The organism is Novosphingobium taihuense, assembly GCF_007830315.1.
Lineage (GTDB): Bacteria > Pseudomonadota > Alphaproteobacteria > Sphingomonadales > Sphingomonadaceae > Novosphingobium > Novosphingobium taihuense.
Genome location: NZ_VLKJ01000018.1, coordinates 1 through 20,771, shown reverse-complemented (window position 1 = coordinate 20,771; position 20,771 = coordinate 1). Strand labels below are relative to the sequence as shown.

At 58.5% G+C, this 20,771-nt stretch carries 18 protein-coding genes; 17 read left to right on the top strand and 1 reads right to left on the bottom strand.

Translation table 11 applies throughout. The annotated features are described in order from the left end of the window. Nucleotides 1–159: 159 nt before the first annotated feature. The 17 genes from IQ25_RS19870 to IQ25_RS19790 all read left to right on the top strand — a co-directional run bounded on the left by IQ25_RS19870 (nt 160) and on the right by IQ25_RS19790 (nt 19,299). Nucleotides 160–1,386, top strand: a complete 1,227-nt coding sequence (locus IQ25_RS19870; RefSeq protein WP_144908024.1) for a CaiB/BaiF CoA transferase family protein — start codon at nt 160–162, stop codon at nt 1,384–1,386. 125 nt (nt 1,387–1,511) lie between these two features. After that, nucleotides 1,512–2,708 (top strand): NADH:flavin oxidoreductase/NADH oxidase, encoded by a 1,197-nt coding sequence (locus tag IQ25_RS19865; protein ID WP_220094569.1) that lies wholly within the window; start codon nt 1,512–1,514, stop codon nt 2,706–2,708. After that, on the top strand, nt 2,705–3,214 hold the full coding sequence (locus tag IQ25_RS19860; RefSeq protein ID WP_144908023.1) for a nuclear transport factor 2 family protein: 510 nt from the start codon (nt 2,705–2,707) through the stop codon (nt 3,212–3,214). The genes IQ25_RS19865 and IQ25_RS19860 overlap by 4 nt, the downstream gene beginning before the upstream one ends. A gap of 86 nt (nt 3,215–3,300) precedes the next feature. Continuing rightward, nucleotides 3,301–4,947, top strand: coding sequence for an MFS transporter (locus tag IQ25_RS19855; protein ID WP_144908022.1), 1,647 nt, complete (start codon nt 3,301–3,303; stop codon nt 4,945–4,947). A gap of 296 nt (nt 4,948–5,243) precedes the next feature. Then, nucleotides 5,244–6,263, top strand: coding sequence for a zinc-dependent alcohol dehydrogenase family protein (locus IQ25_RS19850; RefSeq protein ID WP_144908021.1), 1,020 nt, complete (start codon nt 5,244–5,246; stop codon nt 6,261–6,263). Nucleotides 6,264–6,389: 126 nt separating this feature from the next. Continuing rightward, entirely contained in the window at nt 6,390–7,580 is a 1,191-nt protein-coding gene (locus tag IQ25_RS19845; RefSeq protein WP_144908020.1) for a cytochrome P450, read from the top strand. Nucleotides 7,581–7,607: 27 nt separating this feature from the next. Further along, nucleotides 7,608–8,045, top strand: a complete 438-nt coding sequence (locus tag IQ25_RS19840) for an acyl-CoA thioesterase (protein ID WP_144908019.1) — start codon at nt 7,608–7,610, stop codon at nt 8,043–8,045. 9 nt (nt 8,046–8,054) lie between these two features. Next, nucleotides 8,055–8,825: an SDR family NAD(P)-dependent oxidoreductase gene (locus IQ25_RS19835; protein ID WP_144908018.1), complete on the top strand. Its 771-nt coding sequence runs from the start codon at nt 8,055–8,057 to the stop codon at nt 8,823–8,825. A gap of 63 nt (nt 8,826–8,888) precedes the next feature. Then, a complete protein-coding gene (locus IQ25_RS19830) occupies nt 8,889–10,229 on the top strand; it encodes an aromatic ring-hydroxylating oxygenase subunit alpha (protein ID WP_144908017.1) in 1,341 nt (446 codons plus the stop codon). 355 nt (nt 10,230–10,584) lie between these two features. Then, on the top strand, nt 10,585–11,490 hold the full coding sequence (locus IQ25_RS19825; protein ID WP_144908016.1) for an SDR family NAD(P)-dependent oxidoreductase: 906 nt from the start codon (nt 10,585–10,587) through the stop codon (nt 11,488–11,490). Continuing rightward, nucleotides 11,490–12,134 (top strand): glutathione S-transferase family protein, encoded by a 645-nt coding sequence (locus IQ25_RS19820; RefSeq protein WP_144908015.1) that lies wholly within the window; start codon nt 11,490–11,492, stop codon nt 12,132–12,134. Before IQ25_RS19825 ends, IQ25_RS19820 begins: the two co-directional genes overlap by 1 nt. Before the next feature lie 111 nt (nt 12,135–12,245). Beyond that, the gene (locus IQ25_RS19815; protein ID WP_144908014.1) at nt 12,246–13,850 is read left to right on the top strand and encodes a GMC family oxidoreductase; all 1,605 of its coding nucleotides are present in this window, start codon (nt 12,246–12,248) and stop codon (nt 13,848–13,850) included. After that, on the top strand, nt 13,808–14,500 hold the full coding sequence (locus tag IQ25_RS19810) for a TetR/AcrR family transcriptional regulator (RefSeq protein WP_258537078.1): 693 nt from the start codon (nt 13,808–13,810) through the stop codon (nt 14,498–14,500). The genes IQ25_RS19815 and IQ25_RS19810 overlap by 43 nt, the downstream gene beginning before the upstream one ends. Before the next feature lie 70 nt (nt 14,501–14,570). Beyond that, entirely contained in the window at nt 14,571–15,815 is a 1,245-nt protein-coding gene (locus IQ25_RS19805; RefSeq protein WP_144908013.1) for a cytochrome P450, read from the top strand. 33 nt (nt 15,816–15,848) lie between these two features. Continuing rightward, complete coding sequence (locus tag IQ25_RS19800; RefSeq protein ID WP_144908012.1) at nt 15,849–17,072, top strand: cytochrome P450; 1,224 nt, start codon at nt 15,849–15,851, stop codon at nt 17,070–17,072. 150 nt (nt 17,073–17,222) lie between these two features. Then, nucleotides 17,223–18,962 (top strand): FAD-binding protein, encoded by a 1,740-nt coding sequence (locus IQ25_RS19795; RefSeq protein WP_144908011.1) that lies wholly within the window; start codon nt 17,223–17,225, stop codon nt 18,960–18,962. A 28-nt stretch (nt 18,963–18,990) separates the two neighbouring features. Next, nucleotides 18,991–19,299 (top strand): DUF4286 family protein, encoded by a 309-nt coding sequence (locus tag IQ25_RS19790; RefSeq protein ID WP_144908010.1) that lies wholly within the window; start codon nt 18,991–18,993, stop codon nt 19,297–19,299. Nucleotides 19,300–19,556: 257 nt separating this feature from the next. On the opposite strand, the gene IQ25_RS19785 is transcribed toward IQ25_RS19790, so the two are convergent. After that, nucleotides 19,557–20,338, bottom strand: a protein-coding gene (locus tag IQ25_RS19785; RefSeq protein WP_220094543.1) for an IS5 family transposase whose coding sequence is annotated in 2 segments (ribosomal slippage) — nt 19,557–20,014 and nt 20,014–20,338 — 783 coding nt in all. Because the reading frame shifts where the segments join, the coding sequence is not laid out codon by codon here. Between the last annotated feature and the right edge of the window lie 433 nt (nt 20,339–20,771).

Here is a 20,771-nt window from a genome sequence, read left to right as displayed (position 1 = left end):
GCCGTTGCAAGTTCCTTTGGCAATACAGGCCAGAGAAGGCGAGCGTCGGCAGTATTGGGAGGGGACATATCGCTGTTACGATGTGCCAGTCACCAAGGTTGTCCTGCCCCGGCAAAGTTGGTGTGTGAGAATCCAAGTCATGCAGGGAGCGGGGGAGTTATGCCATCAGAAGCCTTGAAGGGCATCAGGGTCCTTGACCTCAGCCGTATTCTGGCTGCGCCCTACTGCACCCAATTGCTGGGTGATCTTGGCGCTGAGGTCATCAAGGTCGAGCGCCCGGGCTCTGGCGATGACAGCCGATCCTATGGCCCCCCTTTCGTCAATGATGCCAAGGGCAATCCAACAGCCGATGCTGGCTTCTATCTCAGCTGCAATCGGAACAAGCGCGGCATTACGGTAGACCATTCCAAGCCCGAAGGCGCGGCGCTGCTGCGCGAACTTGCGGCCAAGTCTGACGTGTTCATCGAAAACTTCCGCACCGGGGTTCTTGCCAAGTACGGCCTTGATTACGAAAGTCTCAAAGCCATCAATCCCGGACTGATTTATTGCTCCGTCACGGGCTTCGGGCAGGACGGGCCGTTCTCGGCACGACCGGGTTACGATGGTGTTTTTCAAGCCATGTGTGGAATGATGAGCGTGTCTGGCTTGCCCGATGGCGTTCCGGGCGGCGGACCGATGAAGGTAGGCGTGTCAATGGTCGACATCCTGACCGGACTTTATGCATCCAGCGCAATCCTTGCCGCGCTGCGCCACCGTGACAACACCGGGGAAGGGCAGTTCATCGACATGGCCCTGCTCGATTGCGGCCTGGCCTCGCTTTCGCACTATGTGCAGAATTACCTGATTTCGGGCAATGTCCCGGAACGGCGCGGCAATGGTGGGTTTGGCGGTATTCCATCGCAAACCTTCAAATGCAGCGACCGCGAAATCTTTATCGTGGCGAGCACGAACAAGCAGTTCGGTGCGCTCATGCGCGTGCTGGGTGAGCCAGAACTGGCATCGGACCCACGCTTCGACGCGGTGCAGAAGCGCATCACCAATCGAGATACGCTTCTGGCCAAACTCGACGCCTTGTTCCTCAAGCGTTCGGCGGCCGAGTGGCTGGAAGACCTTGAAGAGGCCGACGTCCCGGCGAGTCCGGTGAATGACGTATCGATGGTGTTCGACAATCCGCAGATTCAGTACCGCGAGATGCTTGCCCACACGCACCATCAGGTTGCAGGTGAACTGCCGATCTTGCGTAACCCCATCCGTATGTCCGCCACCCCGATCGGCGAGGCGACAGCACCACCGACGCTGGGGCAGGACAACGATGCAGTGCTGCGCGAAGTGCTGGGCTATAACGCCGAGAAGATTGCCCATCTGCGAGCATGCGCCGTTCTTTGACACGGCAAAATGCGTCACGATTGAGATAGAACGCGGCGTTCCGCCCAGACGTTGCCAGGCACGTAGGTTGAAGCTCTTCCGCAAAAGCATGAAAGGGATGGGTCGGAACATGAGGAGTATCCGACGTGAACAATGCTGACGTGGCTTGCCTCCTGTTCGCGCCGCTGACCATCCGAGGCTTCACGGCCCCCAACCGGGTCATGGTCTCGCCAATGCAGCAGTATGCGAGCGATGACAGCGGCAAGGCCAATGACCTTCATCTCGTTCAGCTTGGCCGGTTTGCCATGGGTGGCGCGGGCATGGTGATTGCCGAGGCGACAGCGATCGAGCCCATCGGGCGGATGAGCCACACCGATCTTGGCCTCTGGTCGGACGAGCAGATCGAACCGTTGGCGCGGGTGGCAAGCTTCATATCCAGTCAGGGTTCGATCCCTGGCATTCAGCTTGTGCACGCCGGGCGCAAGGCATCGATGCAGGCCCCATGGGACGGCATGGGGCCGCTGACTCAGGCAGATATGGCGCGTGGCGAAGCACCATGGGAAACAATAGGACCGAGCGCGATATCGCCCGGACCAGGTTGGCAGGTTCCGCTCGAGATGACAGGAGCCGACATCATCAGGAATGTCGGGCTTTGGGCATCTGCAGCCAGACGGGCGGCGGATGCCGGATTTCGGATCATCGACCTGCACGGTGCGCACGGTTACCTGCTGCACGCTTTCCTGTCTCCAATCTCCAACCATCGCACAGATCGCTATGGCGGCAGCCTGGAGAACCGCATGCGCTTTCCGCTGGAAGTAGTCAGCGCCATTCGCGCTGCGATCCCTGCTGACTGCGCATTGTTCTATCGCCTCTCTGTTCTTGACGGGATCGAAGGTGGCTGGACCGTTGAGGACAGCTTGATCTTCTGCCGGGAATTGCTCGCATTGGGCGTCGATGTGATTGACTGTTCTTCCGGCGGTGCAATCTCTGACCGCACGTCCGATGTCAGGGTGCGTCGCGGATACGCGTTCCACGCGCCATATTCTCGCGCCATGCGTGATGGTCTCGATGATGGATTGGTCGCCACTGTCGGGCTGATCGTCGATCCTCATCAGGCAGAAGCGATCCTGCGTTCGGGCGACGCTGATATCGTGGCCATTGGCCGGGAATTGCTGGCTGATCCCAACTGGACACATCATGCCCGCAATGTTCTGCTGGGAGAAAGCTACGACGACTGGCCGCAGGAAGCAGGCTGGTGGCTTGACAAGAGGGTAGGTGCTCTACGCAAGCTGCAGGACAGCGGTGAGACACCCATGACTCGCTATCAGGACAGCACAATGTGATTGGAACAGGGCCTGTAGATCCGACGAATGAGCGACTGACGGCGCTTGAGCACCGGCTGCGCGAGATGGAGGATTGGCACGCCATCTATCAGCTGGTTGCCAGCTATGGCCCCGCTGTGGACGGGCTGAGCCGCGAAGGGCTTGAGGCCCTGTGGTCTGCTGACGGTACGTACGAGACTGAACATCACGTGTTCGAAAGTGCGGTCGAAGTCGGTGCGATTGTTGACGATCCAATGCACCTTGGATTTGTTGAGCCTGGCTGCGCCCATGTGATGAGCCTGCCGCTGATCACTCTGGCTGGGGATGTGGCAGTCGCCACCAATTATTCGCGGGTCTATGTTTGCACAGGCGATGGCTGGCGCGTTGCCCGTGTTGCCTCAAATCGATGGGAGCTTTCGCGGGAAGACGGGGGCTGCTGGAAAGTCGTTCGGCGGATCAACCGACTGATGAATGGGTCCGAAGCGTCCCGAAGCCTGTTGCTGAGCGGAGTTATTGGCCAGCCCTGATTGCGACGGGCAGGCAAAGACCTTATGCGCCGCTTTACTCTGGCGTTTGAGGTGATGAGGGCAAGGCTTATGACAGGCATTGGCGAATGAAGAGCGGATCATCATTCGCGCCCCTGCGTCACACAGTGTTCCGACGGATATGGACAGCCAGTCTTCTGTCCAATTTTGGCCTCCTTATCAACGGCGTCGGCGCTGGCTGGGCGATGACCGAACTGAGCGGCCGGACCGATCTGGTAGCACTGATCCAGACCGCGCTGATGCTACCCTACATGTTGTTTTCAATGGCTGCGGGGGCCATTTCAGATACCTATGACCGGCGCAAGGTCAGCATGATCATGCTTGGCTTTGCATTCTGCAGTTCCTTACTGCTGACCGGCGCGGCAGTCGCGGAGTGGCTGACTCCAACCCTTCTGCTGATGCTGTGTTTCCTGACTGGAACAGCCAATGCCATGTTTGGTCCGGCATGGCAGGCTTCTGTCAGCGAACAGGTGCCCAATGAAGATATCGGTCCTGCCGTTGCGCTCAATTCGGTCAGCTACAACATTGCACGCAGTTTCGGCCCCGCCATTGGTGGACTGATCGTTGCTGCAGCCGGATCAGTCGCGGCCTTCGGCGTCACGGCATTGTGCTATCTTCCCATTTTACTGGCCATTTTCCTATGGCGCAGAGAGCGGGAAACACCGCGTCTGCCGCCCGAGCGTATCGGGTGGGCGATCATTTCCGGCGTGCGCTATGTGATGTATTCGCCGACCACCCGATCCGTGATTATCCGATCGGCGTTGACTGGCATTGCGGGAGGATCGATTTCTTCACTCATGCCGTTGGTTGCGCGCGAATTACTTGGCGGCAGCGCCGCTACCTACGGCTTGCTGCTCGGAGTGTTCGGCATTGGTGCAGTTGTTGGCGCCTTGGTCATGCCAACCCTGCGACGCAAGCTGTCGGGTGAGTTGCATATCGGCAGCAGCACGGCAATACTGGGTGTGGCAATGATCCTTTTGTCGCAGGGACGGTCGATCTGGTTCGCGATGCCTGTGTTGTTCGTGGCCGGTGTGATGTGGATGCAGCCGCTCACGCAGTTCAATATCGTGATTCAGACTCAGGCACCGCGCTGGGTTGCGGGGCGGGCGCTGGCTGCATTTCAGGCTTCGATCGCTGGCGGCCTTGCCGGTGGTGCTTGGTTGTGGGGCCATGTAGGTCAGAGCGTGGGAACCGCAAACGCCATTGCGTGCTCGGGTCTTGCCATGTTGGGCTGTGTTGTTGCCAGCCGGATCTGGCCGCTGGATCAGGAGGCAAACGATCTCACCGGTCGTGATAAGCCGTTGGCCACGCCTGAGGTCAGACTTGGCCTGACCGGGCGCAGCGGGCCGATCGTTGTGGAAGTGGAGTATAGCGTCCATCCGGATCGAGCGCGCCAGTTCTACGCTGCGATGCTGGAGGTGCGGCATTTCCGGCAGCGCAACGGCGCTTACATGTGGTCGCTCGCGCGAGATATTGCGGATGAACAACGCTGGCTTGAGAGGTTTTCCTGTCCGACATGGCATGATTATCTGCGCCAGCGTGAACGCATGACCGCTGGCGAACAGGCTATACTTGATCGGGCGTTGGCACATACGACAGATCAGCGCAGTGATCGTATCCGCCGGTTTCTCGAGCGGCCGATGGGGTCGGTCCGCTGGCTGCCGGAAAGCCGTGACCCAGGACTCATCCTGCCAATAAACCCCGGCTCCGGCTGATCGCTCTCGTAAAGCTGATCGCACCTACGATGGAAGGCGACGCGCGCGAGATCATCCTGTTATTTGCGCATTCGTGATGCGAACTTGCACGGGTTGTCATGCGCGTCCGGGGATGAAATCGTGTCTGAAAGGGGCGAAGGCCATCGTAAGCCGCGTGGCATGATTGGCTCCGTCTCTCACCTGGATAAACCGCACCTGCACGAAAGCAGGAGTTCGGTTTTCGTCGTGCGCCTTACCGCCAGTACGAACGCTCAGAACGATGCGATTGACCGAGCCCCAGTCTTAGGAGACGTCCCATGAAACTCTACCGCGTGCCTGCCTTCACCGGACCAGACGGCCTGACGCTGTGCGACGAGCCCGATCCAACGCCTCCCGTAGCTGGCCAGGTGATCGTTCGCCTGCGCGCGACGTCGATCAATTTTCGCGATCTGATGGGCTTGCAGGGTCAGTTGCAGGTCGGCACCGGGATGGCACCAAACCACATCCCGATGTGCGACGGGGCTGGCGAAGTTGTCAGCGTTGGAGAAAGCGTGACACGCGTGAAACCTGGCGATCGGGTTGCCCTGACATTTCATCCAACCTGGATTGCGGGTCGTATTCCGGATGATTTCAATGTTCTGGGCCGGAGTTGCCATCTGAACGATGGGTTGCTGGCGCAGTACACAAAGGTGGACCAGAGCGAAGTTGTCGTCGTCCCCAATCACCTTTCGTTCGAGGAAGCCGCCACCCTGCCTTGCGCGGGAGTAACGGCATGGGCGGCGCTCCAAGGGCAGATGCACCTGCTGGCGGGCGACGATGTGCTTGTGATGGGAACCGGCGGGGTTGCCATCTTCGCGCTGCAATTGGCCAAGGCTGCAGGCGCACGCGTGATCGCCACAACGACATCACCAGCCAAGCAGCAGCGGCTGTGGGAGCTTGGCGCTGATTGCGTGGTTGACAGTTCAAGACCCGACTGGAGTGCTGCGGTGCTCGATGCGACGGGAGGGCGCGGGGTCGACGTTGCGCTTGATGTGGGCGGTTCAACCGGATGGATCGAGACAATCAAGGCCACCCGTGAGTGCGGGCGGATCAGCCTGATCGGTGCGCTTGACCGTAGCACTGGTGGGATGCCTGGGTTGTTCATGTGGCGAGGGCAGCATCTCAATCCGACACGCGTTGGCAGCCGCGAGCAGTTCGAGCAATTGAACCGCGCGATCGCACAGGCGAAGATCGTTCCGGTCATCGATCGGGTGTTCGGGTTTGAGCAAGCGGCTGAGGCGTTCCGGTATTTCGAAACCGCATCACGGATTGGCAAGGTGGTGATCAGGATCGACTGAATGCTCTGCGAAACGATTTGCTCTTATCGGAGGCGCGATGCTTTCAGGGGAAGCATTGCACCCTCAGTACACAGGCCGTCTATCTGAGAACTGTGTCCCGGTCGCGTTTCCCGGGCAGGAGAGGCTATGCACACGGTAAATCCGAACAGTGCCGAGGCGCTGGCTGACCGGCCGGCATTCCATAATCGCTTGCGCGACTTTGGCGTCGCCGCAGCTGCCGGGGGCGATTATTTCTATGTCGCTGGCTACGAGAATGTGAAGGAAGTGCTGGAAAACAGCGCGCACTTTTCAAAGGAATGGGGAAGCCAACTCGCTCCGATGGAGCGGGGCATTGCGCTCAATCAAGACCCACCGGACTTCAACGCATTCAAGCGTCTCTATAATGCCTACATGTCACCTGCCGGGGTGAAGCGCTGGGCAGCCGATTGCACACGCATTGCAAACGAGGTGATCGACAGCTTTGAAGCTCTCGGCACGGGTGATTTGCAGCACCTGTTCGGAAAGCCTGTTCCGGCCAAAGTGGCCGCGCGGGCCATCGGCTTTCCGGAAGAGCCGGTAGAGATGTACCGCCGCTGGACGGACTCATTCCTTGATGCGATGATCCGTGACCCCGAAGAGCAGCAGCGCATCATCGCAGAGATGTATGCCTTCTTCGATGAGCAGTTCGAGCTGAAGCGACAGAAGCTGCGCGATGCCGGGATCACCGAAGCAAAGCCCGAACACGTTGGTGCAGTGCTTGATGATAGCCTGATATCCGTGCTCATGACATCGCCATATCGCGGGCGCTATCTTACGAACGATGAATTGCGCCGAACGATCCGGGGCTTCTTTGTCGGTGGCGTGGATACTACCGGCGCGCTGATGCTGAACACTCTGGCCAGTCTGCTGGAGCAGCCTGAGTTGTGGGAGCAGGTCAAGGCTGACCCGGACCTGGTGGATGTGGCGATCGAAGAGTCGCTACGCCTTCAACCGCCAGCCATGGGCATGTTCCGGGGCGCGCCTTGCCCGGTGCAGATGTCGGGCGAAACGATCCCGGAAGGCGCAAGAGTGCTGTTTTCGGTGTTGAGCGCCAATCGCGATCCCAAGTACTTCAAGGATCCTGATACCTTCCGTTTGGACCGCAAGGGCGAACGCCACATCGCTTTCGGAACCGGCGCGCACTTCTGCCCTGGCGCATGGACGGCACGCATGGAGGCCGGGATCGCTCTTCGCATCTTCATAAGCCGCCTGCCCAAGCTGCGATTGATTGCTCCCGTTCAGTATTACGATGCCATCAACTTCTGGATCGTCCGTCATTTTCCGGCCGCTTGGGACTGAGGCTGGGTAACAATTTTGGAAGCGTAAATGAGCGACGCCAAGACCGAAACCCGATCAGATTATCGCTATGGCCTGTCCATCCCGGTGCGGTGGATGGATTGTGATGCCTACGGCCACGTCAACAACGCGATCTACTATGCGATGATGGATCAGGTGGTAACGGTTTACATCGTGGAAACGGGCGTGATCGCGATGGGAACATCACCTTCAATCGGGCTGTGCGTGGCAAGCGCGTGCGATTTCCACCAGTCGATCGAGTTTCCTGAAATCGTGGATGCACGACTGCGTGTGGCCAGGTTGGGCGACAAGAGTGTGCGCTACGAAGTCGGGCTGTTCCGCCCCGGTGAGGAACATCCGGCAAGCACGGGCCACTTTGTGCACGTTTATGTTGATCGGCACAGTCGTCGGCCTGTGTCGCTGACCCCCGAACAGCGCGCTGCGCTGGCACCCTTGGCGACAGGATAGGAAAAGCTAATGGAAGATCTTGCGTCAATATTTGGCCTGAATGGCAAGGTCGCCTTGGTAACCGGCGCTGCAGACGGCATCGGCCGCGAAATTGCCAAGCTGTTTCACCTCGCCGGTGCCACCGTGATCGGTGCAGATATCAACGCGGCAAAGCTGGCCAGCCTACCCGATGAACTACCCGGAGCTCATATTGTCACCTATGATCAGGGTGACCCGGATTCCATCGCCAACTTGTTCGAGCAGGTTGACTTGGTCGGTCCGATCGATGTCCTGATCAACTGTGCGGCTGTGTATCCTTTCCGCAAGTTTGAAGACGTCGATTCCGGATTTCTCGACAAGATGCTCGCGATCAATTTGCGAGGCCCGTTCCAGTGCGTCCAGCATGCCGTCGGGCGAATGAAAGTGGGCGGTCGGGGCGGTTCAATCGTAAATATTTCTTCGGTCAATTCGATGCGCGCCTGCATTTTCGACAACGTCCATTATGGCGTTGGCAAAGCCGGCGTGAACAATCTGACGGTGTCAATTGCACTGGAATATGCAGAGCATAACATCCGTGTGAACAGTGTGCTGCCCGGCGGAGTTGCCACTACGCATGCCGCGGCCGAATCAGACGGCTATCCTTTGCGAGGGCCTTTCACGCAAGCAGGGCGTATTCCGCTGACTGGTGCAGCCGGCAAACCTGAAGACATAGCTCGTGCCTGTCTGTTCCTGTCCAGCGATGCTTCGCGTTACATCACCGGGCAAATCATCGCAGTCGATGGCGGCTTCTTGATCAGCTGATTCTGTTGCAGGCCCGGACCTTGTGGTGTAATCACTACACAAAGTGGAGATGGAGATTCCAGAATGGCGACGGTTTCAGAAAAGCCGCGGGTTCGCGACGTTATCCGGGTTTCGCGCGACAACTACTTGTCGAGCGAATTTGTCCAGAAGGAGAAGGAGCATCTGTGGCCCAAGGTGTGGCAAGTGGCCTGCCGTGAAGAACAGATTCCCAATGCCGGTGACTACATCGTGTTCGACGTTGCCGATGAGAGCATCATCGTGGTGCGTGACCGCAATGGCGAGACCTTCAGCGCCTTTCACAACGTCTGCCCGCATCGTGGACGCCAGATCATGGAAGGTTGCGGCCATGCCGTGAACTTCCGCTGCCAGTACCACAACTGGACCTTCGACCTCGAAGGCAAGAACGTGGTAATTCAGGACAAGGAAGACTGGAACGGCACGCTGGATTGCGAGCAGATTGATCTCCACCGCGTCAAGACAGGGCGCTGGGGCGGCTTCGTGTGGATCAACATGGATCCCGCATCCGAAACGCTCGAGGAATACCTGGATCCGATCCCCGAATATCTCGATGCATTCGAGTATGAGAACATGCGTCTTCGCTGGGCGCTGGAACTCCATATCCCGTGCAACTGGAAGGTTGCCATGGAAGCCTTCATGGAGGGGTATCATGTTGCCGCAACGCACACCCAGCTCCTTCCGACCCAAGGCGAAGACTACACGACCAGCTTTTCCCACGGCAAGCATTCGCATTTCGGATACTGGGGTGCCACCGCGATGCTGGGAACGCCTTCACCGCGCCTGAAGCGCGACACACCAGCAGACGTCCGCCCTGGCGTGGTCGAATTCTTCCGCATGATGGAGGAAGACTTCGCGGCGATCTTCACCGATCGTGATTATGAAGCCGCCAAGCGCATCATGACGGAACTGCCTGCAGACGCCGATCCGCTCACCGCATTCGGCATGGCCGTTGAACTGGGGCGCAAGGCAGCGGAGGAAGATGGGTGCGGCTACCCCCCAAACCTGACGCCCGAGGCGATGTACAAGGCAGGAACCGACTGGCACGTATTCCCCAATTGTGTGACCTTGCCCTATTTCGACGGTGCAGTGTGGTACCGTGCACGTCCCGATGGCGACGATCCTTCGAAGTGCATCTTCAACATCTGGTCATTGAAGCGCTACGGCCCCGGCAAGGAGCCGAAGGTCGAAACCGAAGTGCACAAGGATATCACCGGCAAGAGCTTTGGGCTGATTGTCGATCAGGACGTGGCCAACATGTACATGGTTCAGAAGGGGATGAAGAGCAGTGCGTTCTCCCACGCACGCCCGAACCCGGTGCAGGAGGAGGAAATCATCAATTTCCACCGCACTTTGGAACAGTACGTTCTGGGCCAGCGCAGGGTCTGATTGGCAGTATCGCTGGATAGAGAAGGGGCCGATCTGCATGCTGGATCGGCCCTTCAAGCTGCAGCTGCCTGTTTCATGAAGAATGGCTTGGACAGCCAGGTTCGCCAGACGGCCTCTGTAGCGTGCTGCGGTTGATCGCCTCCTCCAATTAAGCTTTCAATGGATGCGCAAGGAGGCGGATGTGGCCTCATCCCGTAGTGTGAAGGACTGGATTGTAGGGCCATCGCAGGCGCGATCGTTATGGATCCCAGATCTGTTCCTCTCGGTCAACGTGAGACCAATGTAGACATCGAGGCCCGGCGAGCGATCCGTCTGCACGAGGCGAACTGACGAACAAGCGAATTGGGAAATGGTTATGAGCGAAGCGCAGGGCTTTCTTGATCAACGTGCGGGTCTTTTCGGGCGCAAGGCGGCAGTGATCGGCGGCGGCGGTGGAATCGGGGCGGGGATCACGCTTGCACTGGCTGAAGCGGGGGTGGATGTTGCGATCTGCGACATCGATCAGGATCAAATGGCTGTAACTGTTGCCGAGGCCAAAGGCCACGGACGCGAGGTTCTATCCGCTCTGGTCGACGCCACCGATCCTGCAGCATTGGACAGCTTCTACGATGAAGTGACACAGGGGTTCGGCAATCTGGACATCGTCGTGAATGTTGTTGGCGGAACGTTTCGCACCAGCTTCATGGAGATGGACCGCGATGCCATCGCGCGCGATATCCAGCGCAACTACGGCTATGTCGTGCAGTCTGTTCAGCGCGCCGTCCAGCTCATCCGCGCAGGCGGTCGAGGTGGCAGTATCATCAACTTCACCACGATCGAAGCCCATCGTGGCGCAGCATCGTTCTCGGTCTATGCCGGAGCAAAGGCGGCGACGACGAATTTCACCCGTTCGATGGCGGTGGAACTTGGCAAGGAGGGCATTCGCCTGAACTGCATTGCGCCCGATACAACCCCCAGCAATGGCAACAACAGTGCAATGCCGCCCGAAATAGCGGCCAGCTTTGCCAACCTGTCGCCTGAAACCATGGGCAAGGGCATGGCGATGTACATTCCAATAGGCAGCCCGCCGCCAATTGCGGCACTCGCCAATGCGGTGTTGTTCCTGGCATCGGACCTTGCCGCGTTCGTGTCTGGAATAACCATGCATGTCGATGGCGGGACGATGGCAGCGGCCGGGTTCCTCGATTGGCCTTACGGGGACGGCTTCGTGCCTGTCGCGCTGAGTGGAACTCTTCCCTACATATTCCCGGAGAACGCCTGATGAAGCTCTATGCCGTGACGCTTTCTCCTTATGCAGCACGCGTGCGTCTTGCGCTGCGGCTTAAAGGAATATCCTTTGATCTGGTGCCGCCGCCTGGTGGCGGCACTCGTACCCCGGAGTATCTGGCAATCAGCCCGATCGGGAAAATTCCGGTTCTCGTGACTGACGATGGCCTCACGATTGCCGAGTCCGAAACGATCATCGATTATCTGGATGAGGCGTTCCCGGAGCCGTCGCTGATGCCGTCAGACCCTTCGGTTCGCGTACAGATCCGTAATGCGGTCCGTATGGTTGAACTCTATGTCGTACCTTCTTTGTCACGGTTGTTCGCGCAAATGGATCCGGCAAGTCGCAACACGCATATCGTGGAAGCGGAAATGGCCAGCTTGCGCAATGGGTTGGTGCTGGCGCAGCACTTCGTTGATAATGCAGGCTTTGTCGCCGGGGGTGCAATCAGCAAGGCTGATTGTGTTGTCTTGCCAACGCTTCTTCTCTGCGGGGTCGCAGGGCAGATCTATGGTGTGTCAGATATCGTAAGCGAGTTCTCCGAACTGTCCGGCTACAGGGCCAAAGCCCGTAAACATGACGACATGGGTGCTATCTGGAACGAGACCGAAGAAGCGTTGCGTGCGATCGTGCGGTGAACGCTCTGTTGAGTAAACCTGCGCAGTGGTTGCTTTTTTAGGGTTGGCGAGGCGCGGCACAGGTAACTTCGAGACAACCGTCAAAAGCTGCCGGGGAGGGCTGAGCCAGATATGACTGAATGGGACTATATCATTGTCGGTGCGGGTTCGGCCGGCTGCGTCCTTGCCGAGCGCCTGAGTGCAAATCCCGCCAATTCGGTTCTGCTGCTGGAGGCAGGTCCGGTAGACAAGAACCCGTTCATCCACATGCCGCGCGGCGTGGCCAAGCTCTATAGCGATCCCGCCCACGTCTGGTATTTTCAGACAGAGGCCCACGATGACATTCCATCCGAAACCTGGTTGCGTGGGAAAATGTTGGGTGGATCTTCGTCGATTAACGGCATGATGTATTTCCGTGGGCAGCCGGAGGACTACGACGGTTGGGAGGCACTGGGGGCTAAGGGCTGGGGATGGGACCAAATTGGCGCGGCCTTCCGCGCGATGGAGAAACATGAACTGGGGGCCGATGGAGTTCGGGGAGACTCAGGGCCGTTGGGCATCTCGGTGGAGCGCGAACGCACGCCGCTGACTGAAGCGTTCATCAAGGCTGGCGAGCAGATGGGCGTGCCGCGCGTCGATGATCTAAATCGCCCAAAGCAGGGTGGTGTCGGGTATGCCACGCGTACGATCCGCAACGGGCGCCGTCAGAGTACTGCTCAGACGTTCCTGAAATCGGCACAGAAGCGGCCGAACCTGACTGTGAAGACTGGCGTCGCCATAGACCGGGTGCTGTTTGAAGGAAAGCGGGCAGCAGGCGTGGTCACTTCGCCCGCTCCGGGACGAGCAGCAGAAACTATCCATGCTGCCGGAGAGGTTATCATTTCGGCGGGTGCGCTGATGTCTCCGCAGATTCTGCAGCGATCGGGCGTGGGAAGCGCTGAACATCTCGCGGGCTTGGGCATTCCGGTGGTTGTCGATAGCCCCGGGGTGGGCGAGCACATGCTTGAACACCGGCTTTTCGGAATGCATTACGGCGTTACCGTGCCGTTCAGCCATAACCGGCAATTGCGCGGATTGAGAGTGATCGGCAATGCCTTGCGCTGGTTCCTCACGCGAACCGGACCGATGGCAGTGGCCTATGGCACGGTAGGGGCCTTTGCCAAAGTGCTGCCGGAATCAACCACACCAGACATCGAAATTCTTTTCTCTCCGGTGGTCGCTACGCCTGACGCAAGCGGTCAACTGGTGGTGGATACAGCGCATAGCGTGACCTTGTTCGGCTATCCGCTCCGCTCTCGCAGCGAGGGATCGATCCATATTACTTCTGCAGACCCGAATGCACCGGGCCGCATTCGGGCCGGATATCTTTCTGATCCCTATGACTGTGCAGTAACGATCGCCATGCACCGTTTCATCCGCAAATGGATGGAACAGCCGGCGATTGCTGCGATGGTCTCGGAAGAGCGGGAGCCAAGCCGTTCGCTGCAGACTGATGAGGAGATCATCCACGCTTATCGGACGGCAGGACAGGCGGGCTACCACGCTTGCGGCACCTGCCGTATGGGTGCCTTTGACGATGCGGTGCTCGATGAAAAGCTGCGAGTACGCGGAGTGTCCGGGCTGCGTGTGGTGGACGGATCAATCATGCCGACTATGGTATCAGCTAACACCAACGGGCCGATCATGGCATCGGCTTGGCGTGCAGCAGAATTGATTCTCGAAGGGAGGAACCGATAACAGCCTTACCCGCTCTGGTCGCCGTCGAAGCGCAACCTACCGACGCACCGCGTCGCCGCAGGCGGACGCGGGAGGATGTCACACAACGCATATGCGATGCAGCGCGCGAATTGTTCGCCTCGCGTGGCTATCATGGGACGACCACGCGGGAGATCGCCCGACTGGCTGATGTGTCAGAGACCTTGCTGTTTCGGTACTATGGGAGCAAGGCCACGTTGTTTGACGAGGTGGTCGCGCAACCTTTCAACCGGTTGATGCAGGATTTCATCACCCAGCGCCCGACGACCGCCGACCTAGAGGCGCATGAGCACCATATTTTTACGTCAGTCTATAAGTTGATCGAGCAAAATCAGGCGCTCTTTGCTGCGCTCCTGTCGTCGAAAGCGGGCAGTAGTGAAGATGGCACCGTCCCGTCTTTCGACGGACTGCTTTCATTCTTCCGCTTGGGCACTGAGGAACAATTGCAGAAATACAGATCGCGTGGCGAGACTCCGCCGTTTGATATCGGGGTAGGGCTTCGGCTGGCATTCGGAATGCTGGCATCGTCTGTATTGCTGCGCGATTGGTTGTTCCCCGATGGGGCGCCTACCGGAGAAGCCATTGTCAACATGCTTGAGCATCTAGTCAAAAGGGCGCTCGACCCCGCCTAGCCCTGTTGATTGACGATCTCCTCAGCAGCATTTATGCAGCAGATACTACATAAAGAGGGTGATCCGAGTCATGGCAAGCGCGTTCAAGATCCAGGAATTCGACGATCCCAGCTATGATCCGTTCCTGTCGGACGAGGTCAACTTCGGCGACGATCTTGATCCCTATCCGCGAATCCACGCGTTGCGTGACCGCGGCACAGTCCTGCCGGGTTCCTATCGCGAGAACGTGGGTTTGCCTTGCTTCTACGGCCCTGTCCGCACGTTCACGATCCTTGGTAGCAAGGAGGCTGAGGAAGCTCTGACAGACACGAGCCGCTTTTCCAACGCAGGTTACCGCCCGACGCTCGGCTCCACGTTTGGCATGGGCAGTATCAGCACCATGGACAATCCAGAGCATGGGCGCTGGCGCAAGATCTTCCAGAAGATCTTCCTCCCGCAGTATGTGAAGACTTGGGGCGGAACCATCGTCGATCCTGTCGTCAATGGCCTTATGGCAAAGTTTCTGCCCCGTGGAGAGGCCGATCTTGTCGAGGAATTCACCCAGCGGTATCCGTTCGAGGTAATCTACCACCAGCTCGATCTGCCCCAAACCGATGTAAACACGTTCCAGCGTCTGGCGATTGGGCAGACGGATTACGTCCACATGGCCCAGGCGCAGGAAGCCGGGGTGAAGCTGGGCGAGTACTTCCGGGCATTGATTGACGCCCGACGAGAGGCACCCGGCGAAGATCTGGTCAGCCTGTTGGCAGCTACGGAAGTGGATGGAGAGCATTTGCCAGAACTGGTGCTGGTATCATTCCTGCGCCAGCTGATGAATGCGGCAGGCGATACAACCTATCGCGGAACCAGCGTGCTTTTGACCGCGCTGCTGCAAAACCCGGATCAGCTTGAGGCCATTCGCAATGATCGCAGCCTCATACCAAATGCCATAGAAGAAGCGCTGCGTTGGGACGGCCCTGTCATATCCCAGCTTCGCACCGCTGTGTGTGATACCACCATCGGTGGTGTAGCGATCCCTGCAGGAGCGTATGTTGACGTGGTGGCTGGTGCTGCCAACCGTGATCCTGAGATATATCCGGATCCTGACACATTCAATATCCTGCGCGACAGGCGCGCCCACTACTCGTTTTCGCGAGGACCGCACATCTGCGTGGGCCAGCATCTGGCGCGCGTGGAAATGACGCGTGCACTGCATGCGGTGTTGGACAACCTGCACAACCTTCGGCTGGACCCGGACAAGCCGGCGCCTGAAATCCGGGGCATCATGATGCGCGTACCTGCCCACATCCATGTGAAGTTTGATCAAAACGCATAGACTGAGACACAACAGATCGGGAGTTGGTTTAAAATGTCGACTGGACTTGCAACGCCTTTGGCCGAACGGCCCAATCATGTACCTAGCGACTTGGTTGTCGACTTTGATTTCTATAATATTCCCGGCTCTGACGAAGATATCCAATCGGCCTACGCCGCATTCCAGAAATCCTTCCCGGATATCTTCTGGACGCCTCACAATGGCGGGCATTGGGTGGCAACCCGTGCGGAGGATATCTTGGTGATGCAGAAGGACCACCAGCGGTTCTCCTACCGTCACGTCACTTTGCCGCCCATGCCAGAAGGCACGCCGCCCCAGATTCCACTTGAACTGGACCCACCCATGCATGCCCATTTTCGCCGTCCGCTCGTGCAGGCCTTGCAGCCAGGTGCGGTGGCCAAGCTGGAGCAGGGGGTTCATGACGTTTGCGTGCAAACAATCGAGGCACTCATGCCGCGCGGCGAATGCGAATTCGTCGAAGAATTTGCGAAGGTCCTGCCGATCACGGTTTTTCTGCGGATGGTGAACTTGCCCATTGAGGACAAGGATTTCCTACTGCCGATTGCCGAGGCTTCGGTACGCGGCAGTGACTCGCAGACGCGGGTCAAGGCAATGCAGGACATGGGTGGCTATCTCTATAAATGGATAGAAGAGCGGCGCGAGAACCCGGGCGACGACCTGCTCTCACTGGTGGTCAATACCCAGATCCGCGGTGAGCGCATTTCGGTTGAGGAAGCGACATCGTACGCGGCTCTGATCCTGTTCGGCGGGCTCGACACCGTGGCGGGAATGCTATCGTTCTTCGCAAGGTTTCTCGCCACGCACGACGAGCATCGTCAGCAGATCATCGCCAATCTCGACGATGAGGTCTTCCTGAAGTCGGCGATCGAAGAGCTGATCCGTCGGCACGGGATGGCCAATACCGCTCGGCTCGTGACGCATGATTTTGATTACAAGGGGATCACGTTCAAGGCTGGCGATCGACTGTTGCCGCCAAACCTGCTGGTGGGCATGGATGATCGGCTGAATCCGGATCCGGCGACCGTAGATTTCGCGCGTCAGGGAGGAATCCATGCTGCGTTTGGCAATGGTCCTCACGCCTGCCCAGGCGCAATTCTCGCGCGGCGTGAATTGCGCATCTTCCTGCGCGAATGGCTTAGTCGGATTCCCGACTTCAGAATCAAGCCTGGAAGCAAGCCGGTTCTTGCCACCGGACAGGTCAATGGAATTCTGAAACTGGACCTCGTCTGGCCCTGATTCTGCTCTGACCGGATGGTCTGCCCATCTATCGCAAGGACGATCATGCTTGCGTTAGGTCGGCAGGCCATTGCGCTCACGATATGCCTGCTTAGCCTGAAAAACTCTGTCCGGCATTGTATCGGGCAGAAATCTGGAGAGTGAGACTTCATGCCTGTTACCAACCCGCCGCTGGACAAGGAATACGATCTGGTAATCGTGGGGTCGGGCGGTGGCTCGGTCGCTGCGGCGCTCGTTGCCAAGCAGCAAGGCAAGACCGCCGTCATCCTTGAAAAGGAAAATGTGTTCGGCGGTTCGACCAGCTTCTCCGGGGGTGTGTGGTGGATCCCGAACAGCAGTCTCCTCAAGGAGGCAGGCATCCCTGACAGCTTCGAGCGTGCGAGGGAATATTTCAACCACTGCGTCAATTACAAGGGCCCGGCGGTCACGCCGCAGCGGCGCGATAGCTTCCTCAAAGCCGCTCCGAAAATGCTCGACTATCTCCGCGGGCATGGGCTGAAGGTGCGGCGTCCGAACGATGATTGGCCTGATTATTACGACAATTTGCCTGGCGGCGAGCCGCTGGGACGTTCGATCATGCCGGAGCCATTCAACATTCATGAACTCGGTGAATGGGAGGAGCTTTTGGCGATGTATCCGCCGATGGCAGCCATGCCGATGCCGACTGAGGAGTTTCCGACGCTCTTTCTGATGAAGCGGACCTGGGCGGGCAAGATGAAGGCGCTTCGTTTTGCTTTTCTGACATTGCGGGACAAGCTGACGGGCCGTCGCACCGTCACAAACGGATCGGCGATTCAGGGGCAGTTGCTGCAGATCGCCCTCCGAGAGGGCATCATCATTCAGCGGAACAGCCCGGGTAAGCGGTTGATCGTGGAAGACGGCCGGGTCACCGGCGTAGTCATCGAGCGGGACGGCAAAGACGTTGAGGTCCGTGCGCGTCAAGGTGTGCTGATCAACGTGGGCGGGTATTCGCGCAACAAGGAATTCCGTCAGAAGGTCACCGATGGGCCGATCACCAATGAATGGACCAGCGCCAATCCGGGTGACACCGGCGAGATGATCCAGGCCATGATGGATATAGGCGCAGCTACTGACTGCCTCGACACAGCATGGTGGGTCGTCACATCGCGCAACACCAACGGTGAGTGGCCTGAAGGCGCTGTGTGGAAGGACGGGCGCGTCCTGCCCTTCATGCACCACCTTGATCTCAGCTTGCCGCATTCCATTCTGGTCGATCAGAATGGTCGCCGCGTGGCTGATGAATCCGGTGCTTACATGGAAATCGGAGAGCGCATCTATCAACGTAACCGGGAGACCGGCGGCAAGGCAGTTCCTTGTTGGGTCATTTTCGACAAGCGCCACCGTGAGCGCTACCCGTGGGGTACTTTCCCACCGGGCAAGACGCCGCAATCGTGGCTGGACAGCGGCTACATGAAGAAGGCCGATACGCTGGACCAGATCGCAGCCTTATGTGGCATCGATGCAAGTGGGCTCAAGGCAGAAGCCGAAAGGTTCAACCGCTTTTGTGAAACAGGTGTCGACGAGGACTTTGGTCGTGGTTGCCGCAAGTTTGACAACGTCCATGGGGACCCGACGGTCAAGCCCAACCCCAACCTTGGCAAGATTGAGCAAGGGCCGTTCTATGCCGTGGCAATCTATCCCGGCGACGTTGGCACTGCAGGTGGTGTGGTGACCGACGAATACGCGCGTGTGGTGAAGGAAGATGGCTCCGTCATTCCGGGCCTCTACGCGACTGGAAATTCAACCGCGTCGGTGTTCGGTCGCTGCTATCCTGCTGCGGGAGCCAGCATCGGTGCCTCGTTCACCTTCGGCTACCTGGCAGCGCATCACGCAACAGGTTCGAATGAACTCGAGCGCATCCTCGCCTGATGGCGAGGCATACCAATTGGAGAAGACAATGGCACGCTACAAACTGGTCGCTTTCAGCAACGCTGCCGAGGGGCGCGATGATGACTTCAACACCTGGTATGACCAGCAGCATCTTCCGGATGTCTGTGCCATTCCAGGGTTCATTTCGGCTGAGCGCTTTGTCTGCGCCGGCGAGGGGCCGCATAAGTACATGGCAATCTATGAGATCGAGACGGACGATTTCGAGGGAATGCTGGCCGAATTTGCCAAGCGTCCGGGGACAGACCTGATGCCGATCAGTGATGCTCTCGATTTCACGACGGCGCAGGTTGGCTTCTGGCAGCCAGCAAAAAAGTGAGGTTCAAGGGGGGGGGCTTAAGTGCCCCCCCCCGGACCGACCACTCGAATCTGGCGAAGATCGGTTCAGGAACATCGTCAGCTCGATCAGTGATCAGAAGCTGCTGAGATTATCGCTTATAGGACTGGTGCCCTGCCACGCGGCGCAAGCCGGACGATAAGTTACAAGTGAATGCTCGGATAGTCTGCTGTATCGATCGGCCAACCAGCCTCAATGCGAGGGCAAGGTGCGGGCGGCGCAACCATGTCCAAGATCCGTTAGGCGGCGTGGACAAATTTGAGCCAGTATCTGGCGGTGGCGAGATGGACCATCCCGAGGAAGCTGTTGGCCAGTTGATCGTATCGGGTGGCGATGGCGCGGTTGATTTTAAGCTGCCCGAACATGCGCTCGATGCGATTGCGCTGCTTGTATAGCGCCCGATTGTGGTCGATTTTCACACGGCGGTTTGACCTGCCAGGAATGACGGCCTCGATATTCCGTTCGGCAAGGTCGGCACGGATTGCGTCAGCGTCGTAGCCCTTGTCGGCGAGCAAAGCGTCAGGTGTTCGCTCTGGTAGGTCGATCAGGTGATCATAAGCTTTGCAATCGGCCGCCTCGCCGACCGTCAGATGGAATGCGAGCGGTCGCCCGAGGGCATCAGCCAGGCAGTGAAGCTTACTGGTGAACCCGCCCCGCGAGCGGCCAAGAGCTCGTCGATGAGTCCCCCTTTTCCGCCCGCTGCCGAGACGTGGGCGCGAACCGTGGTGCTGTCGATGCTGTAGTGGCCGCTGTCCGCCATGATCTCCGCCAGCGTCACGGCGACGGTCTCCCAGACCCCGGCTTCACTCCAACGACGGAACCTCCGATAGATGGTATTCCAGCTACCGTATTTGGGCGGCACGTCGCGCCATGGAGCGCCGCAGCGGAGACGCCACAGGATACCGTTGATGATCGAGCGGCTCTGTTCGGGCGGCCTGCCTCGACCACGGTTCTCAGGCTCGATAGGCAACAAACCCTTCAGAACGCGCCATTCTGCTTCAGTGAGATCGCCCCTGCTCAAGCCTGCCTCCAAAAGGCAGCCTTGAATCAATCCACACTCATCGCGTCAATGAAAAACCGGCATTAGCGGGCCGTCGTCGTAAGATCAGCCCCGCACCGGCTGCATCGCTTCGCTGGCCATGGCACACTGATAAAACCTCTCACAAACAAGGATTTACCACAGGACGGGCATGCAATCATGAATGAGCGGATACCTCCTATCAACACCCACGCAAGCCCGAGCGGAACAATCACCGCGAATATCGTCTGAGACGACAAGCCAAAGGCGCTGAGCGCCAGCGGAATGCCCCAAATGATCGCAAACATTGCGACGATCGTCCAAAGCATATGCCGTTGGCCGGTGACATACACGCTTTCGGACCGCTTATCACTCATCGCGATATCATAGCTGGCGTGGCCGCAACCGTGAAACGAATTTGTCCACGCCGCCTAGC